The sequence below is a fragment of the Paraburkholderia phenazinium genome, assembly GCF_900142845.1.
Classification (GTDB): Bacteria; Pseudomonadota; Gammaproteobacteria; order Burkholderiales; family Burkholderiaceae; genus Paraburkholderia; species Paraburkholderia phenazinium_A.
On sequence record NZ_FSRU01000001.1, the window covers coordinates 2,832,774 to 2,850,838 of the forward strand.

The window sequence follows — 18,065 nt, forward strand, 5'->3', positions numbered from 1 at the left end:
GTGCTTCGACGGCCCAGTCGTGACAGGTCCTGGCGCGCGTCGTATCGGGATCGCAGGTCCACGACTTCACCGCTTCCACGCTGCAGGGTCGTCGGGTATGGCGGGTGATGAGCCTCGCGGCTTCGCTCTGAGATCCAGCCAATGCGCATAGTTCGCGCATACGCGTTCGGTTATCGATCGATTCGATTGATCTCGGCGTGTTCATGTACATCAATATAACACCGGGCACTGCTTGAAACGTAGTGCTAACTGCTCAGCAATGGTTAAATCCAACGCACGGATTCCATTAGCGGCGTACGCTCCTCAACCGCTAAAACGCATAATTTTTCATTTTAATTTCGCGTTTCTTTTGTTTAGCTTACCGAATATACGTTACGCATAATCAGTCATTCTGAATATTGGTTTTACCGGCTTTCGGTCAGGCGAAACACCTGCTCCAAAGGCTGCCATGCGGTTTTCTCCGCATGCGGCAACGGCTGCTGGAAATACGCCATCAGCGTCTCCCACTCTTTGACGCGTGGATGCGTCTGCGGGCCGATAACGAGTTGCTCCGGCGTGAAGCCCTCGTCCGCGTCGATCAGCATGACTAGCCGGTTCTCACGCCGCCAGATCGTCATGTCATGGATGCCCGAGGCCCGCAGATGAGCGAGCACTTCGGGCCAGACCTCGCGGTGGTAGCGGTCGTACTCCTCCATCACGGCGGGATCGTCGCGAAGATCGAGGGCGAGGCAATAACGCATGGAACACTCCATAACAAATAAAGTAGCAATTGAGCAGGCGGTCGACGCGGGCGTTCACGCGCTCACCGGCGTGTCGATCTCGATCTGCAGACGCTGCTGCGCACGAATCGCGTCCCAGTCCCAATCGATGCCGATGCCCGGCGACGCCGGCGGTGTCGCGTAACCCTGCTCCACCACAATCGACGCACCGGTCAGCGAGTCCAGTTGCGGAATGTACTCGAGCCAGCTCGAGTTGGGTACCGCCGCGCACAGACTCACATGCAACTCCATCAGGAAGTGCGGACAGATTTCGATGTTCATCGCCTCCGCGGAATGCGCAATCTTCAGCCATGGCGTAATGCCGCCCACGCGGGCGACGTCCGCCTGAACGATCGAGCAGGCATCCGCTTTCACATATTCGGCGAACTGCGCCGGATGGTACAGCGATTCGCCCACTGCAACCGGCACCGTCGTCGCCGCACACAGACGCCGGTGCGCGTCGATGCTCTCGGCCGGCATCGGCTCCTCCAGCCATGCGAGGCGTAGCGGCTCGAAGGCATGCGCGCGTCGCAGCGCCTCGGCCAGCGTGAATCCCTGGTTGGCGTCGACCATCAGTTCGAAGCCGTCGCCCACGGCAGCGCGCACGGCCGCGAGACGCGCGGCGTCCTCCGAGACATGCGGGCGCCCTACTTTCAGTTTCGCCCCGCGAAAGCCTTCGGCTTGCGCTTGCAGCGTCTGCTCGACGAGTTCGCTCTGCGACAGATGCAGCCAACCGCCCTCCGTCGTGTAAGTGCGTACGCGTGGTTTTGCGCCGCCGGCCGCGACCCACAGCGGCAGCCCGGCCACGCGCGTGTTGCGGTCCCATAGCGCCGTATCGACGGCGGCCAGCGCGAGACTGGTGATGGCGCCGACGGCTGTCGCATGCGTATGGAAGAACAGATCGCGCCAGATCGCTTCGTACTCAGCCGGGTTGCGGCCAATCAGCCGCGGCACCAGATGATCGTGCAGCAACGCGACGATCGATGAACCGCCCGTGCCGATCGTGTAGGTGTAGCCTGTGCCGCTGCTGCCGTCGCTACAACGGATCGTCAGCAAAATGGTTTCCTGCACAACGAACGACTGAATGGCGTCCGTGCGCCGCACTTTCGGCTGAAGGTCGACTTGCCGGATTTCGACGTTTTCGATCGTGGTCATGTGAGTTCTATCCTTTGACGCCGCCAAGCGTGAGGCCTGCAATCAGGTGCTTCTGAACAATGAAAGTCAGCACGATGGCGGGAATGATGATGATGACCGCCATCGCGCACATGCCGGCCCAGTCCACTGTGAACTGAGCGGTAAAGTCCATCAGGCCGACCGGCAAAGTTTTAGTGTCGGGACTGCGGCACAACTGGGACGCCAGCGCGAATTCGTTCCAGCTCGTCAGGAAGGCGAAGATCGCCGCCGACGCCACGCCCGAGCGGGCCAGCGGCAGCTCGATATGCCAGAACGCCTGCCAGCGGGTGCAGCCGTCAATCTGCGCGGCCTCGGCGAGTTCCGCAGGTACCTCGCGGAAGAAACCGTCGATCAGCCATACCGTGAACGGCACGTTCATCGCAAGGTAGACGACGATCACACCGATGCGCGTGTCGAGCAGACCGGTCCACGCCCACAACATGAAGATCGGCAAAGACAGTGCGATGCCGGGAATCGCGCGGGTCAGCATCAGCACGACGAACAGCGTCTTCTTGTGACGGAATTCGAAACGGGCAAACGCATAACCGCCCAGCACGCCCACCACGATGGCGGCGAAGGTGCTCGCCAGCGAGATCACCACCGAATTCACGAAGTACTGGCGAATCGGTAACGACTGCATCGCGCCGAAGCCGAACATGTTGCGGAAGTTGTCGAGCGTATAGCTGCCGGCATCGGAGAGCGGCTGGTTCGACAGGATCGCCACGTTCGAGCGGAACGCGTTCAGCACGACCCACAGGCCAGGCAGACAGATCGCCGCCATGACGATAAAGACTCCGAACCATAGCGCAGCTCGCCGCAGCGGTGCCTTGAAGGACGAAAAACCGGGAGTGTGTTCGAGCGTCGTACTCATGATGTCAGGCCGGCCCCATATGTTTGCGCGCCGCATTGAGCTTGCGGAAGAAGTACAGCGTGAACAGCACGGAAACCAGCACCGACACATAGCCGATCGCGTTCGCGTAGCCCATATGCGAATCGTCGTAAGCGATGCGGCCCACCATTGTCCACAGCAATTCGGTGCGCCCGCCGGGACCGCCGTTCGTCATGATGCGCACAATGTCGTAGGCGCGGCCGACGTCCAGCGAGCGGATCGTCATGGCGATGTAGATGAACGGCATCAGGTACGGCAGCGTCACGTAGCGGAAGGTTTGCAGCGGCGTGCAGCCGTCCACCTTGGAGGCTTCGATCGGATCCTTCGGCAACGCCATCAATCCCGCCAGCAGAATCACCGCGAACACCGGCGTCGAGTTCCAGACTTCGGCCACGATCAGCGAAGCGAGCGCCGAGTTCGCATTGACCAGAAACGGAATCGTGCTCTGCAAGCCGAAGAGCGTCTGCAGCAGATGGTTGACCACGCCCGTGCTGTCGTTGAGCATGAACTTGAACTGGAAGCCCACCAGCACCGGCGAGAACATCATCGGGAACATCATGATGGTGCGCAGGATTCGCTGGCCTTTAGTGACCTCATTCAGCAGCAATGCGATGCCGAGACCCAGCACCAGTTCCAGATTCAAGGCAATCGTCAGGAACAGCACGGTGCGGCCGAAGGCGGCCCAGAAGTCCTCGTTGGCGAACGCGCGCATGTAGTTGCGCAGGCCGATGAAATGCCAGATCGTGTCGGGCTCGATCAGCCGGTACGACGTAAAGCTCGTGTAGAGCGAGAACAGCAGCGGCAGCACGACGACGATCGCCACCGAGAAGAACGCAGGCAGCAACAGCTTGAACGGCAAACCGACGCCCTCGTGCGAGACCGGCACGAGAGCAGGTACAGCGGACGAATCCTGGAGGTTGGATCGCATGGTGTCGTAGAGCGAAAATAGGATCGGCCCGCGCGGCGTGCGTCGCGTGGGCCGGAGCATGTCGCTAGTCGGAGGCGTCCTGCATGATGTCGGAGACCTTTTTCGCCGCATCGTCGAGCGCCTGCTGGGACGACTTGTCGCCGATCAGCGCCTTCTGCAACTCGGGCCACAGCGCGTTGGAGATCTCGTCCCATTGCTGGATGCGCGGCGGCGTGAAGGCGTCCTGGCGCGCCGCCGTGCTGAACACGTTGATGGCGTTCGCCATATAGGCATCGTGCTTTTCCTGGAACTCCTTCACAACCGCCTGCTGCGCATCGATCCGCGAAGGAATCGTGCCGAGGCGCGCCTCCACCATCTGCGAATCGAGACTGGTCAGGAATTCGATGAAGCTCGCGGCGACCTCCGGCCGATCGCAGGTCTTCGTAATCGAGAAGCTATGCGAGCCCGACCAGCCCGGCCGCTTGTTGCCGGCACCGAGCGGCGCCGGCACTACGCCGACATTGCCGGCCAGTTTGGAAGTCTTGGGATCGTTGTAGAACGAAGCGAAGCCAGGCCAGTCGAGATCCAGCGCCACCTTGCCGGCTGCGAAGTTATTGCCCAGATCGTCCCAGACGTAACTCGGCACGCCCTTGGGCACCGCGCCCGCCTTGTAGAGGTCCACGAACCAGTTAAGCGTCTTGACGCCGATCGGCGAGTTGAACGCCGGGCGGTTTTTCGCATCCAGCAACTGGCCGCCATTGGCGATCAGCAGCGAATAGAAGGTCCCCGTGATGGCTTCGTCCTTGCCGGGAAACTGCGTGCCGTAGAAGTTCGGCGCCTTGGTGAAGAACTTGGCCTGCTGGGTGAACTCCGCATAGTTCGTGGGCGGCGCGAGTGTCTTGCCGAACTGCTTGCTATAGGCGGCCTGGTTGGCCGGATCGTCGTAGGCGGTCTTGTCGTAGTAGAGCGCTTCGATATCCACTGAACGCGGAATCTGCACCAGATGCCCGTTGATTTCCGACGCCTTCAGCAGGCTCGGCGAGAACGCGGCCAGATAGCTCGCTGGAAAGAGTCCCTTCAGATCGCGGAAAATCGGGTACTGGGCCGAAAAATTCGTGTGATTGGACGACACGCAATAGTCGATGTGACCCGAGGCGATGTCCTGCTTCAACTCGCGATCCAGTTCGAAGTGGCTCTTGCGCGACACGATCTCGACTTTCGCGCCGGTCTGCTTTTCCCACAGCGGAATGCGCGTATAGAGCGCTTCGTACTGCACACCGCCGATCAGCTTGACCCGCAGCGTATAGCCTTTGTATTCGTCGTCGGCGTGGGCGAGACCCGACGCGACGAGGCCCGCGAGCGCGAGCATCGAAGCGGCGAGCCGCAACATGGTTGGCAGGGCTTGCATGGTTGGATAGCGCATTACTGTCTCCTCTTGTATGGGTTCCGCCGTGCAGCCGCACGGCATACCGGCGGTTCATGCGTCATGCGAGCCCCGCGGCGGGACGGCTCGCAGGCCTGTTCAGCGCAGACGTCGCCCGCTTGCGCGATCGAACACCAGCACCTTGTTCAGATCGGCACGCAATGCGACGGGGTTGCCGGCGCGCAGATCGGTGCGGCCATTCAGCATCACGCAACAGGGTTGGCCGACGAGCGTGCCGAACAGTTCGGTTGCCGCACCGGTCGGCTCGACCACATCGAGCGCGAACGGCACGCCGTCCTCGCCGGCAAGCGCCAGATGTTCGGGACGCACGCCGTACACCACCTCTTGCCCGTGCACGGCATTGACGGCCGGCACCGGCAGCGCCACTTCGCCGACGCGCACCTGCGCGCCACCGCCGCGCTGCTCGTACACGCCATTGAAGACATTCATGGCCGGCGAGCCGATGAAACCCGCCACGAAGAGATTGTCCGGATCGTCGTAGAGTGCGAGCGGCGTGCCGATCTGCTCGATCACGCCGCCGTTGAGCACGACGATGCGGTCGGCCATCGTCATCGCCTCGATCTGGTCGTGCGTCACGTAGACCGTGGTGGCGCGCAGACGCTGATGCAGCGCCTTGATCTCCGCGCGCATCTGCACGCGCAGCCGCGCGTCGAGATTCGACAGCGGCTCGTCGAACAGGAACACCTTTGGGTCGCGCACGATAGCGCGGCCCATCGCCACACGCTGCCGCTGACCGCCCGACAGATGCCGGGGATGCCTGCCGAGCAGGTCCTGCAGACCGAGCAAAGTGGCCGCCTTTTGCGCACGCAACGCAATCTCCGCGGCGTCGTGATTACGCAGCTTGAGCGCGAAGGTGAGGTTCTCGAGCACGGTCATATGCGGATAGAGCGCGTAGTTCTGGAACACCATTGCGACGTCGCGCTCGCGCGGCGGCAGCGCATTGACGATCTGACCGTCGATCAGGATGCGCCCGTGCGTGACGCCCTCGAGCCCGGCCAACGCACGCAGCAAGGTGGACTTGCCGCAGCCGCTCGGGCCGACCAGCACCAGAAACTCGCCGTCCGGCACCGCCAGGTCGATCTGCTTGAGGACCTGAACGGCGCCGAACGACTTGCGCACCTGCTCGAATGCAACGGCTGCCATCCACCCTCTCCTCCGCGTTATTCCGCCGCCGGCGGCCTGCTGTTCAGCGTGCCCTGGCGCCTTCGTCCAGCGCTGCTTAAAATTTTAGGTATGAAAACACATTTCATTGATAAAATTTACTAGGTGTTTTCCCCGCCTATGGAATGGGGCATTGGAACGCGCTTTCGGCCTTGGGGGCCCTACAATCGGATTGGGTATCATGTGCGCCGGGTCGATCGGGCAACCGTCGGCTTTACGGGAGGAAATTTGAACGACAACGCGACGCGCTACTCGGCGCCGGCACTGGAAAAGGGCCTCGACATCATCGAACGGCTGGCGGATCACCCGGAGGGCTTATCGCTCGCGGAGCTTGCCAAGGAGTTGGGGCGCACTACGGCGGAGATCTTCCGCATGGTGGTCACGTTGGAAACGCGCGGCTATCTGTTGGCCGCGGGCGACCGCTATGTGCTTTCGCTGCTGCTGTTTCAGTTGGCGCATCGGCATCAGCCGGTGCGTTCATTGGTGTCGACAGCGCTGCCGTTGATGACGCAACTTGCCAAGCAGGCTGGGCAGTCGTTTCATCTTTGCGTGTATCAGAAGGGGCGCGTGTTGATCGTGGCGGGTGTGGAGAGTCCTGAGCGGTGGGGATTTGCGTTGAAGGTGGGGACGTTGATTGGGATGACCGATACGGCTTCGGGGCAGGTGTTGCTTGCGTTTCAGGAGGAACCGCAGCGGGCCGAGATGCTTGAGCTTCATGTGCCTGTGGAGGGTGAGCAGGTGGTGGATAGCGAGCAACTGGCGAAGGATCTGGCGCAGATCCGCAGGCATGGTAATGCGCGTATGTCGAGCCGGCAGGTTAAGGGAGTCAAGAATCTGGCTTATCCAGTGTTTGGGCGGGATGGGCATGCTATTGCGGCGCTGACTACGCCTTATATCGAGCGGATCGATAATGCGCCGGTGCCTTCCATGAGCGAAGTGGGCGAGATGATGAAGCGCGCGGCGCAGACGTTGACTTCGTTGATGGGGTTTAATGTTTATTGGGAGGGGGCTAGTTAATGTGGGTGTTTGTTTGCCTACGGCGTTGGTCTTGGCTGTGCTCTTGCAGCGTTGGCCTTTCCTTGTATTCTTAGTGGTCTATTAGCGATGCCCCTGTGCGGGGCGGCACTTACTTTCTTTGCCGCCGCAAAGAAAGTAAGCAAAGAAAGCGGGCTGCAACCGCTAGCGTTTAGTGAGCCATCTCGGTCCGCCACCGGAAACGGCCCAAGACGAGACCTGCCATCGCATTTCCACCGCTCGTGACACAGCACTCATCCACCCCACTCCGCACTACGTGCGTCGCGGACAGGTTCACCTAGGAATGCCACCTCGATTTCACCGCCAACGGGGAAAAACATTGCCAAACTGCGGCACTCATCATAGATGATATGGTTTCCTAACGAAGTAAAGTAGTGACATTAATTAGCGTTTGCAGAACGTGTTACGCCCAACGGCGGGGCGCGTAGCGCAACGCTGGAGCGGATGACTGCTTTGTCACTAACGTGGGTGGCGCGAGGGCGGGTCTCGTCTTGGGCCGTTTCCGGTGGCAGACCGAGATGGCTCACTAAACGCTAGCGGTTGCAGCCCGCTTTCTTTGCTTACTTTCTTTGCGGCGGCAAAGAAAGTAAGTGCCGCCCCGCACAGGGGCATCGCTAATAGACCACTAAGAAAGCAAGGAAAGGCCAACACCATAAAAAAAAACAACCAAAAGTGAAAGCCACAGAAAACCTACTTATCAAACCCATTCCCCCGCGCCAGCAACAACCGCATCCCACTATCAAGATGCGCCCGAGCACTCTCCTTATCCCCAACCCGCATCTGCTCATAAGTCCGTTGCGCCACATCATGTGGCACCGCCTTAAGCGCCCGCCCGCTACTCATCGCCTTAACCTGAACCTCCGCAGCGCGCTCCAGATAATAGAGATCATCCCACGCCTCAGCGATGCTAGCCCCCGCCACCATCACCCCATGATTCTTCAAGAACAGAACATCGGCATCCCCCAGCGCCGCCGCAATACGATCCCCTTCCGACTCGTCGAGAGCCAACCCACCGTAATCCTCATCAACCGCAGTACGCCCATAAAACTTCAACGCCGTCTGCCCAAGCCACAACAACGGCGGCCCCTCCAGCAAACAAAGCGCCGTAGCATTCGGCATATGCGTGTGAAACGCCGCCTGCACCCGCGGCATCGCGCGATGCAAGCGCGCATGGATATAAAACGCCGTCGCCTCCGGCTTGCCTTCGCCGTCCACCACGTGTCCCTCAAAATCGCAAACCAGCAGCCGCGACGCCGTGATCTCGGCGAATGCATAACCATAAGGATTCACGAAGAACAAGTCGTCATGTCCCGGAACTACCGCCGAGAAATGATTGCAGACCCCCTCCTCGAAACCGTACTGCGCCGCCAACTGGAAACAGGCCGCCAGTTCGATGCGGGCCTGCATGACCGCGTCGGAATCGAGCCGCAGGCTGCGCGACGGTGCCGTTGATCCGACCGATAACAACGTATGCGCCATGATGTCTTCCCCTGAGAATTACCAGCCGAGCTCGGCGAACAGCGCCGGCACCCGATCGAGTGTCGCTAGCGTAGCATCGGGCGTGTAGTTCGGCAGCACGCCACGCCCCGTCCCGCGATCAATCCACACGCAACGAAATCCCATATCGCGCGCAGCCGCGTGGTCGAGATGCGGGCTCGCACAAATGTGGACCACGTCGTCCTTCGTCACGCCCAGTTGTTCGTGCGCGTAGTCGAACAGGCGCCGCGCCGGCTTGTATGCCCCCGCCTGCTGCGCGGTGATCACCCGGTCGATCTGGCCTCCCAGTTGCGCGACGTTGCCGGCAATGATGTCGTCGTCGGTATTCGACACGATGCACAGCCGATAGCCCCGCTCCTTGAGTTGCCGCAGCGTCCCGACGACTTCGGGAAACGGCGGCATCGCCGAGATGCGGCTGGTCAGCACCCCGGCGTCGCCCTCGTCGCTGCGCAAACCCAACTCTTCGAGCGCGAGCCGCAGTCCGTCGCCGGCAACCCGGCGGAACGAGCGGTGCGGCCCCGTCTGCTCCAGCGCATGTTCGTGCCGGTCGTAAATCTCGAGCAGTTTCGCCGGCTCGACCTCGTTGCCTGGCTTCGTGCGCAGGATGTCACCGACCGCCGCCAGCAGTCCCTCGTCCCATTGGATCAGCGTGCCGTAGCAGTCGAAAGTGAGCCAGACCGGCCGGCGGGTGTTCTCAAGTGACATGGATCGCTCCTGGAAATCGCGGATTGAAGGTTTCGAATGCGGACAGGTTAAGCGCCTCACCCTATATTTGAAAATTAAATTAAAATCTATGTGTCAGTTGAATTTCAAATAACGAAGCGAGCCGGCCATGCTTGATCTGGAACTATTGAATACGCTGATTTGCGTCGTCGACGAGGGCAGCTTCACGCGCGCCGGCGAACGCGTGCACCGCACCCAGTCGACGGTCAGCCAGCAGGTGCGCAAACTGGAAGCGCTGGTCGGCCGGCCCCTCTTGCTGCGCGACCGCACCGGCAATCAGGTGAGCGCGACCGAGCACGGCGAGTTGCTCGCGCAATACGCCCGTCGGCTGCTGGCACTCGCGCAGGAAGCCCAGGACGCGCTGGCGAGCGACGTGGAACTGACGCCGGTTCGCATCGGCGTGCCCGAGGATTTCGACGCCCGGCGCATGTCGGCCATGCTGTCGGGCTTTGTGAAGGCCAAACCCGGCGTGCGCCTCGAGACCATCGCCGGCATGAGCACCGACCTGCAGCGCAAGCTGGCTGCGGGCGAGATCGAGCTTGCGCTGGTCAAGCGCGAACCGGGCAGCGGCGAGTGTCTCGCGTCCTGGCCGGAATCGTTGGTGTGGGTCCAGGGCGCGGATGTCGAAGCGTCTGAGGAGCCCGTGGACCAACCCATCCCGCTCGCGCTGTTTCCCCAAGGCTGCGTCTACCGGCAGCGCGCCATCCGCAGCCTCGACAAGGCCCAGCGGCGCTGGCGCATCGCGTTCGGCAGCCACAGTCTCACGGGCATTCAGGCGGCCGTTTCGTCGGGACTGGGGATTTCGGTCCTGCCCACAACCGCGGTGCTTCCCGAGCATCGCCTGTGCCCCGGTTTGCCCGACTTGCCGCCCACGGAGCTGGCGCTCGTCACCTCCGGCGGGGTGCTCAATGCGCTGCAGCAAGCGTTGGTGGAATTCTTGCGGGCCGAAGTCAAGGCGTAATCGCCGTGGACCGTCCCGGATTCACCACGGACTCGCCCCAGCTACGCCGCTACGCCAAACCCCGCGCCCACCGCCGCCGGACCGCCCCGCCCGGCCCGAACACGCGCGGCTCCGACCGGAAAGTCCGGTTTGTGCGATCATTGCGGTATTTTTGAGAATTCGGGGCCCCACAACCCGTCCAGTGCCAGATCGGTTTGCGCCAATCGGGTGGACGTGATCGGCCCTTGTTAGCACACGATCGCGTCCGAAGCGGGCGCGAAACGATCTATTGAACACAGTCGCAGACCCTGTCCGCGGCGCAACACAGTTATTGAGGAGCATTGCCAGCATGGGAGTGCCAATTTCGCAGGCCTGGACGGTCGCCACCTATGTCCTGAAGCAGAAGCTGATGCGGCGTAGCCGCTATCCGCTCGTTCTCATGCTCGAGCCGCTCATGCGCTGCAATCTGGCGTGCGCGGGCTGCGGCAAGATCCAGTACCCGGCTCACGTCCTGAAGTCGCAACTCACGCCCGAGCAATGCTTCAAGGCGGTCGAGGAGTGCGGAACGCCGATGGTCGCGATTCCGGGCGGCGAGCCGCTGCTGCATCCGCAGATGCCTGAGATCGTCGCCGGTCTGGTGGCGCGCAAGAAGTACGTGTACATGTGCACGAATGCGTTGCTGCTCGCCAAGAACCTGCACCTCTTCAAACCGAGCAAGTATCTGTCGTTCTCGGTGCACGTCGACGGCCAGCGCGAGCATCACGATTTCGCGGTGTGCCGTGAAGGCGGCTACGACATCGCCATGGAAGGTGTGCGCGCCGCTGTTGCGGCCGGTTTCCGCGTCACCACCAACACCACCTTGTTCGACGGCGCCGACCCGAACAGCGTGCGCCTGCACTTCGACGAGATGATGGAAGCGGGCGTCGAAAGCATGATGGTCTCGCCCGGCTACACGTACGACAAGGCGCCGGACCAGAAGCACTTTCTCGGCCGTGCACGTTCGAAGAAGCTGTTCCGCGCGATCCTGTCGAACCGGAAGAAGAGCTGGCGCTTCAACGCGTCGCCCATCTTCATGGAATTCCTGATGGGCAAGAAGCAACTCACCTGCACGCCGTGGGGCATGCCCACCTACAGCATCTTCGGTTGGCAAAAGCCGTGCTACCTGCTGCAGGACGGCTATGCAGACAGCTTCGACGAACTGATGGAAAGCGTGAAGTGGTCCGAGTACGGCACCGAAAGCGGCAATCCGAAGTGCGCCAACTGTATGGTGCACTCGGGCTACGAAGCGAGCGGCGTGAACTACACCTTTGGTTCGTTCAAGGGTATGTTCCAGACCGTCAAGGCCATGCTGTTCGACAGCTATAAGGACCAGGGCGCCACCGACCTGCTCGCCGGCTGGAAGAAGACCTCGCACGAAGTGCCGATGGTGTTCGTCCCCACGCCGCCGCGTGCGGATGCGGCCAAGGGCCAGCAAGCGGCCGAGGCCGTAGCAGCCGCGCCGGTCGCACCGGCGGCTGACGTGGTCAACCCGGATCAGATGGAAACCGCCGCGGGCACGGTGCACGAGCAGCTCGAAGGCTGGACGCCGCAACTGACCACCGAAGCCGAAGTGCGCGAAGCGATGGAAAAGGCCTTCGATTATCGTGGCGACGTCACGATCACCCGCAAGGACGGCTCGAGCGTGGCAGGCTATCTGTACGACCGTCAATACGGCGCGGCCTTCAAGGACTGCTTCGTGCGGATCATCCCCACCGGCAAGCAGACGAAGGACGTGATTCCGTACGCGGACATCGGCGCCATCGCCTTCACCGGCAAGGATACGGCCGCGGGCAAGACCTTCGAAAACTGGGTCAAGCGATACTGGGAAAAGAAGGCTGCCGGCGAGCAGAACATCCAGATCGAACCGGAATATCTCGGCGATTAATCCCGGCGCCTGGTCTTGACGGCCAGGCGTCGCGCAATGCCGGCTGGGGCTCGCAAGGAGCCCCGGAACCCCTCCCGGGGTCGACCGTGCGAATTCGAAATAAACGCCATTGCTCCCGCGTCAGACTGCAAGTGCTGATTGATCAGCACTTACTCACAAGTCGATATACGGAGCAAAGAGATGGCCAAAGTTCTATGTGTTCTTTATCCCGATCCCGTCACCGGCTATCCGCCGAAATACGCGCGCAATGAGATTCCCGTCATCACGGCCTATCCGAATGGACAGACCGTGCCCTCGCCGAAGGGACCGCTCGGCTTCAAGCCGGGCGAACTGGTCGGCTGCGTCTCGGGAGAACTGGGTCTGCGCCGCTACCTGGAAAGCCATGGTCACGAACTGGTCGTGACGAGCGACAAGGACGGCGCCGATTCGACCTTCGACCGCCACCTCCCCGACGCCGACGTGGTGATTTCCCAGCCGTTCTGGCCGGCCTATCTCACCGCCGAACGCATTGCTAAAGCGAAGAAACTCAAGCTCGCTCTCACGGCCGGCATCGGCTCGGACCACGTCGACCTCAAGGCGGCCGCCGCACACGGTATCACCGTCGCCGAGGAAACCTTTTCTAACAGCATCAGCGTGGCCGAGCATGTCGTGATGATGGTGCTCTCGTTGGTGCGCAACTACCTGCCCTCGCATCAATATGCCGTGAACGGCGGCTGGAACATCGCCGATTGCGTCAGCCGCAGCTACGATCTCGAAGGCATGCACTTCGGCACCATCGCCGCCGGCCGGATCGGTCTCGCGGTGCTGCGCCGGCTCAAGCCGTTCGACGTTCATCTGCACTACTACGATCCGCATCGTCTCTCGGCGGAAATCGAACGCGAACTGAACCTGACCTATCATCCGACGCCGGAATCGCTGGTGAAGGTGTGCGACGTCATCAACCTGCAAAGCCCGCTCTATCCGGCGACTGAGCACATGTTCGACGACAGGATGTTCGAACTCGTCAAGCACGGCACGTACCTCATCAATACCGCGCGCGGCAAGCTGTGCGACCGGGATGCCGTGGTGCGCGCGCTCGAGTCGGGAAAACTCGCGGGCTATGCGGGCGACGTCTGGTATCCGCAACCCGCACCGGTCGATCATCCGTGGCGGCGCATGCCGAACCAGGGGATGACGCCGCATATTTCGGGCAGCTCGTTGGCGGGGCAAGCGCGCTATGCGGCCGGCACGCTAGAAATCCTCGAATGCTTCTTTGAGGGCAGGCCGATCCGTCCAGAGTACCTGATCGTCGACGGCGGCAACCTCGCCGGCACCGGCGCAGGTTCGTACAAGCTGGGCTGATCCCTGTAGAAGCGCGGCGACACAATCGCCGCGTTTCTGCCGTGGTTGGACTAGCGCCGCGTCTGCTGCTGTTGGGCGCGCCAGCGCGCGGGCGTCGTACCGCTCACGCCGCGAAACGCCGTGGTGAAATGCGCCTGAGCCTGAAAGCCGACGGCAAGCGCGACCTGCACGATCGGCATGTCCCTCTCCAGCAGAGTCTTGGCTCGCTCGATGCGCCGGTTCAACAGGAATGCATGTGGTGTCGTGCCGGTGGCGAGCCGGAACTGCGCGGCGAAATGCATGCGGCTCAGGCCAGCCTGTTGGGCGATGTCCTGCAAAGTAATCGGTTCTGCCAGGTAAGCTTCCATGTAGTCGAGCGTGCTGCGCAAACGCGCTGACGATAATCCCCCGCCAACCGGCATGTCCGTCTTGCTTTCGCGTCCGTACCGCGAGAGCACGTGCCCCAGGATCGCGTAGACCTGCCCTTCGACGTAAGCCACGTCGATGCGTCCCTCTTCGCCGTGCGCGGCGGCCAGTGGTTGCGCCAACGGACCCAGCACCGGATCGACGCGAAACGCGGGATCGTCGAAGAGCGGCGCGGCGACGCTGTGGCGCTCTTCGCCACATTCCAGCTCGATCAGATCGCTCGGAAAGAAGATGTGGATCGACTCGTTGGCACCACGAAAACCGCACTGGATCCGCTCGCCGGGCGCGGTGAGTTGCAGACCGCCTACCCCACCCGTGCCTCGGCCGGACAGCTTGCCGTTCTTGTAGCAATCGACCGTCGCTTTGCCGAGCAAAATGCTGACGGTGAAGTAGCGGTCAAATACGGGCGCAACGAGTTCCCGGTGTTCGACACGGCTGTCGGTCCAGTGACCGATCACCACCTGAGAGCCGCCTGTGCCGCTTTCGCGCCGCGGAATCTCCCGCCAGATACGCTCGTTCGCAGGCAGTCCTTGCAACTGGACCGGTGTGCTCCAGGATACGGCACCTGTTGAAACGCTCTGTGACATGTCTCTCTCACCGATCGATTGCGGTGGTCTCGATACAGAATCGCAAACATCATACACCGCTAGTTATCTACGGATATAACGCTAACGCGTGCGAACCCTGGCGCTTTAACTGTACTCCTCTCGAAACCCGACGACTGTACAGTTCCCCGTGCCCATCGTGCCGCTAAGATTGCGCCTCGACAGAAAGCGCGTTGCGATCCGCCATACCTTGTTTTTCGCTTCGTTATATCTGACGGTATATCCCGATCTGCGCAGACAGAGCGGCTGTCACTTTCCCCACACGCATGCAAGACCACTACGACGTCATCACCATGAGAAAAACCCTATTGGCTGCAGCCGTTTCGCTTTGCTGGGCCGCAAGCAGTCACGCACAAAGCAGCGTCACGCTGTACGGTATCGTCGATACCGCGGTGATCTACGCGAACAACCAGACCACTGGCAAAGCAGGCGCGCCTGGGCACAGCGGCGTCGAAATGGACAGCGGCGGCATCAGCGGCACCCGCTGGGGGGTGCGAGGCTCGGAGGATCTGGGCGGCGGCCTTTCAGCCGTGTTCATGCTGGAGGACGGTTTTTCGAGTGCCACCGGCAAACTCAGCAACTCGGGCGATCTGTTCGGACGCCAGGCATTCGTCGGCCTGAGCTCAAAGATGTATGGCACGATCACGGCGGGTCGACAGTACAGCTTCATGTCGCAGTATCTGTCCGCGCTGAGCGCCGAAGGTCTGGGCTGGGCCGGCAACCTGGCAGACCATCCGTTCGACAACGACGACATGATCCGGCATCAGAGTATCCAGAACTCTGTGCGATACGAAAGCCCAACCTATCGCGGCCTGACGGTGGGGACGATGTACGGCTTCTCGAACGAGGCGGGCGAATTCTCGAACGACCGTGCCTATAGCATGGGGGCGAAGTACGAGAACGGGCCGGTCTCGCTGGTCGCCAGTTATCTGCAGATCAACCGCTCGGTCGGTACCGCCAACGTCAACCCGAACGGCGCGGTCACCAACGGCGATAGCGACGCGGTCATCACCGGCGGCAGCCAGCAGATCTGGGGCCTGGGCGGCAAATATGCGTTTGGCCCTGCGTCGATCGGGCTAGTCTGGACGCATTCGTCGACCAACGACGTCACCAGCGTCTATCAGGGCGGCAATCTCGCCCAGCTCGTGGGCAGCCTGCTGCGCTTTAACAACTTCGAGATCAACGGTCAGTATTTCGTGACCCGTGCCCTGAGTCTCGCCGCATCGTATACGTACACCGACGGGCGTTTCGATTCGTCGTCCGGCAGTCTCTCGCCCAAGTGGCATGAGGCCATCGTGCAGGCGGACTACCAGTTCAGCCACCGCACGGACGTTTATCTGGAGAGCCTGTATCAGACGGTCAGCGGCGGCGGGAACAATCCGGCGTTCAACGCGTCTATGTTCAACGTCACGCCTTCGGCCAATAATCGGCAGTTGCTGTTCGTCGCCGGATTCCGTCATCGCTTCTGAAGCAACGCACACGTTCTAGCGATGTAACCGGCCAACGTGCTCACGCGTTGGCCGCGCGTGACCCGCAGCGGAAATTAAAAGAAAATTAATCCGCCGTTTTCAGAGTTTCACCCTCCGCAGCTTGCAAAATCCCCCCAGCTTTAAACACCGGAACGTTAACGTTCGGCTTATCGTTTCGTTCCAAAACTTTGACTGTCATAAGCTCACGTACCTCACTAATATCGTCTCCAAGGATGCTGTTCGACGCGCTTTTTCCTCCAGTCAGCAGCACCCGGATAACACCCGGTTAATCCGTTTCCGACACGATCGAACCAGACCGATGTCAATTCCTGTTTATATAGGAATACGAATTTTATAACGGTTTATTTTCAGACTTGAAACTTGGAAGGTAATGAACATGACTGACCTGTCGCGACGCAAAGTGTTGGTGGGTGCAGCCGCTTCGGCTGCGGCGCTCGGGGTGGCCGCCACGGCCAAGGCCGCTTCGTTCGGCAATCCGGACCGGCCGCCCGAAGGCATAATCAACGCCCTGAGCCCGACGAGCCGGAATGACCCGGGCCCTCAGAACCCCGCCATTGCCAATCAGTTCCCGTCGTTCCAGAACCCGCCGGCAACCGACATCAACGGCATGCCGCTGTTCTGGGCGTCGTTCAACAACGCGCACAAGCGCTATCAGAACGGCGGCTGGGCTCGCGAAGTAACGCAGGACGACTTCGCAATCTCGGAAGATATCTCGGGCGTCAACATGCGCCTGGGCACCAACGGCACCCGCGAAATGCACTGGCACCAGCAGGCCGAGTGGGCCATCATGCTGGACGGCAAGTGCCGCATTACCATCCTCGACGAGCAAGGCCGCCCGCAGGTTGCCGACGTCAAAACCGGCGACCTCTGGTATTTCCCGCCGGGCCTGCCGCACTCGCTGCAAGGTCTCGGACCGACAGGCGCCGAATTCCTGCTCGCCTTCGACAACGGCCATGCATCGGAATTCAACACGCTTCTGCTGACGGACTGGATCGCCCACACGCCGCCGGATGTCCTGGCCGCCAACTTCAACGTGCCGGCCGACGCCTTCAAGAACATTCCGGTCGACAACCTGTGGATTTTCCAGGGTACCGATCCCGGTCCGCTGGAAGCCGCGCAACGTTCCGTGGCGTCACCGCTCGGCCTGCCTGAACATCCGTTCATTTTCTCGCTGGGCGATATGGCGCCGACGAAGGAGACCAAGGGTGGGTCGGTGCGGATCGCCGACAGTCGCAACTTCAAGGCATCGGCAAACGTCGCGGCCGCCCTGGTGACGGTCAAGCCGGGTGGCATGCGCGAGCTGCACTGGCACCCGAACGCGGACGAATGGCAGTACTACATCAAGGGCGAGGCCCGGATGACCGTGTTCGATACAGGTCCGAAGGCGGCAACCGCAGACTTCCGCGCGGGCGATATCGGCTACGTCAAGAAGAGTCTCGGTCACTACGTGCAGAACACGGGCGACACCGATCTCGTGTTCCTCGAAATCTTCAAGGCGGACCACTTTGCCGAGGTGTCGCTGTCCGACTGGCTGACGCACACGCCGAAGCAGATGATCATGGATCATCTGCACGTGACTGAGGAGATGATTGCCCGGTTCCCGAACAACCGTCCCGACGTCATGCCGATCTAAATGCTGATCTGAATCGCACTGCGGTTCTTCTGCTCAGCCGCCGCCCGGGCATCAAGGTATAGATCCCGGGCGCACCAAGGTTCGGCCGCACAAGGGCGAACCTTGGTGTCCAATCAGGCAGTAAGTAGAACGATTCAAAG

15 protein-coding genes are annotated in these 18,065 nt (G+C 61.3%); 6 read left to right on the plus strand and 9 right to left on the minus strand.

What is annotated here, in order from left to right:
* Window positions 1-404: 404 nt before the first annotated feature.
* From BUS12_RS12360 to BUS12_RS12385, 6 genes are all read right to left on the minus strand, one after another.
* Window positions 405-740, minus strand: a complete 336-nt coding sequence (locus BUS12_RS12360) for an L-rhamnose mutarotase (RefSeq protein ID WP_074295962.1) — start codon at window positions 738-740, stop codon at window positions 405-407.
* 54 nt (window positions 741-794) lie between these two features.
* A complete protein-coding gene (locus tag BUS12_RS12365; RefSeq protein ID WP_074295963.1) occupies window positions 795-1,913 on the minus strand; it encodes a mandelate racemase/muconate lactonizing enzyme family protein in 1,119 nt (372 codons plus the stop codon).
* Between the two features lie 7 nt (window positions 1,914-1,920).
* Entirely contained in the window at window positions 1,921-2,802 is an 882-nt protein-coding gene (locus tag BUS12_RS12370; RefSeq protein WP_074295964.1) for a carbohydrate ABC transporter permease, read from the minus strand.
* A 4-nt stretch (window positions 2,803-2,806) separates the two neighbouring features.
* The gene (locus BUS12_RS12375) at window positions 2,807-3,748 is read right to left on the minus strand and encodes a carbohydrate ABC transporter permease (protein ID WP_083640464.1); all 942 of its coding nucleotides are present in this window, start codon (window positions 3,746-3,748) and stop codon (window positions 2,807-2,809) included.
* 64 nt (window positions 3,749-3,812) lie between these two features.
* The gene (locus BUS12_RS12380) at window positions 3,813-5,150 is read right to left on the minus strand and encodes an ABC transporter substrate-binding protein (RefSeq protein ID WP_216352707.1); all 1,338 of its coding nucleotides are present in this window, start codon (window positions 5,148-5,150) and stop codon (window positions 3,813-3,815) included.
* A gap of 99 nt (window positions 5,151-5,249) precedes the next feature.
* The gene (locus tag BUS12_RS12385; protein ID WP_074295965.1) at window positions 5,250-6,314 is read right to left on the minus strand and encodes an ABC transporter ATP-binding protein; all 1,065 of its coding nucleotides are present in this window, start codon (window positions 6,312-6,314) and stop codon (window positions 5,250-5,252) included.
* Window positions 6,315-6,560: 246 nt separating this feature from the next.
* Between BUS12_RS12385 and BUS12_RS12390 the strand changes: the two genes are divergently transcribed.
* Window positions 6,561-7,349 carry an IclR family transcriptional regulator gene (locus tag BUS12_RS12390; protein WP_074295966.1) on the plus strand — a complete coding sequence of 263 codons (789 nt, stop codon included), beginning with the start codon at window positions 6,561-6,563 and terminating at the stop codon, window positions 7,347-7,349.
* Between the two features lie 708 nt (window positions 7,350-8,057).
* Here BUS12_RS12390 and BUS12_RS12395 read toward each other — a convergent pair.
* Together BUS12_RS12395 and BUS12_RS12400 are read right to left on the minus strand one after the other, a co-directional pair.
* Window positions 8,058-8,846, minus strand: a complete 789-nt coding sequence (locus tag BUS12_RS12395) for an aldolase (protein WP_074295967.1) — start codon at window positions 8,844-8,846, stop codon at window positions 8,058-8,060.
* 18 nt (window positions 8,847-8,864) lie between these two features.
* Window positions 8,865-9,569: a haloacid dehalogenase type II gene (locus tag BUS12_RS12400; RefSeq protein ID WP_074295968.1), complete on the minus strand. Its 705-nt coding sequence runs from the start codon at window positions 9,567-9,569 to the stop codon at window positions 8,865-8,867.
* 127 nt (window positions 9,570-9,696) lie between these two features.
* Between BUS12_RS12400 and BUS12_RS12405 the strand changes: the two genes are divergently transcribed.
* The 3 genes from BUS12_RS12405 (at window position 9,697) to BUS12_RS12415 (ending at window position 13,792) form a co-directional block, all read left to right on the plus strand.
* Complete coding sequence (locus tag BUS12_RS12405) at window positions 9,697-10,548, plus strand: LysR substrate-binding domain-containing protein (protein ID WP_074295969.1); 852 nt, start codon at window positions 9,697-9,699, stop codon at window positions 10,546-10,548.
* A 328-nt stretch (window positions 10,549-10,876) separates the two neighbouring features.
* Window positions 10,877-12,451, plus strand: a complete 1,575-nt coding sequence (gene hpnH / locus BUS12_RS12410; protein ID WP_216352708.1) for an adenosyl-hopene transferase HpnH — start codon at window positions 10,877-10,879, stop codon at window positions 12,449-12,451.
* Between the two features lie 180 nt (window positions 12,452-12,631).
* On the plus strand, window positions 12,632-13,792 hold the full coding sequence (locus BUS12_RS12415; protein ID WP_074295970.1) for an NAD-dependent formate dehydrogenase: 1,161 nt from the start codon (window positions 12,632-12,634) through the stop codon (window positions 13,790-13,792).
* A gap of 50 nt (window positions 13,793-13,842) precedes the next feature.
* On the opposite strand, the gene BUS12_RS12420 is transcribed toward BUS12_RS12415, so the two are convergent.
* Window positions 13,843-14,784 carry a helix-turn-helix domain-containing protein gene (locus tag BUS12_RS12420; RefSeq protein ID WP_083640355.1) on the minus strand — a complete coding sequence of 314 codons (942 nt, stop codon included), beginning with the start codon at window positions 14,782-14,784 and terminating at the stop codon, window positions 13,843-13,845.
* A 311-nt stretch (window positions 14,785-15,095) separates the two neighbouring features.
* Between BUS12_RS12420 and BUS12_RS12425 the strand changes: the two genes are divergently transcribed.
* Window positions 15,096-16,271, plus strand: coding sequence for a porin (locus BUS12_RS12425; RefSeq protein ID WP_074297426.1), 1,176 nt, complete (start codon window positions 15,096-15,098; stop codon window positions 16,269-16,271).
* Between the two features lie 397 nt (window positions 16,272-16,668).
* Complete coding sequence (locus BUS12_RS12430) at window positions 16,669-17,925, plus strand: oxalate decarboxylase family bicupin (RefSeq protein ID WP_074297429.1); 1,257 nt, start codon at window positions 16,669-16,671, stop codon at window positions 17,923-17,925.
* Window positions 17,926-18,065: the final 140 nt, after the last annotated feature.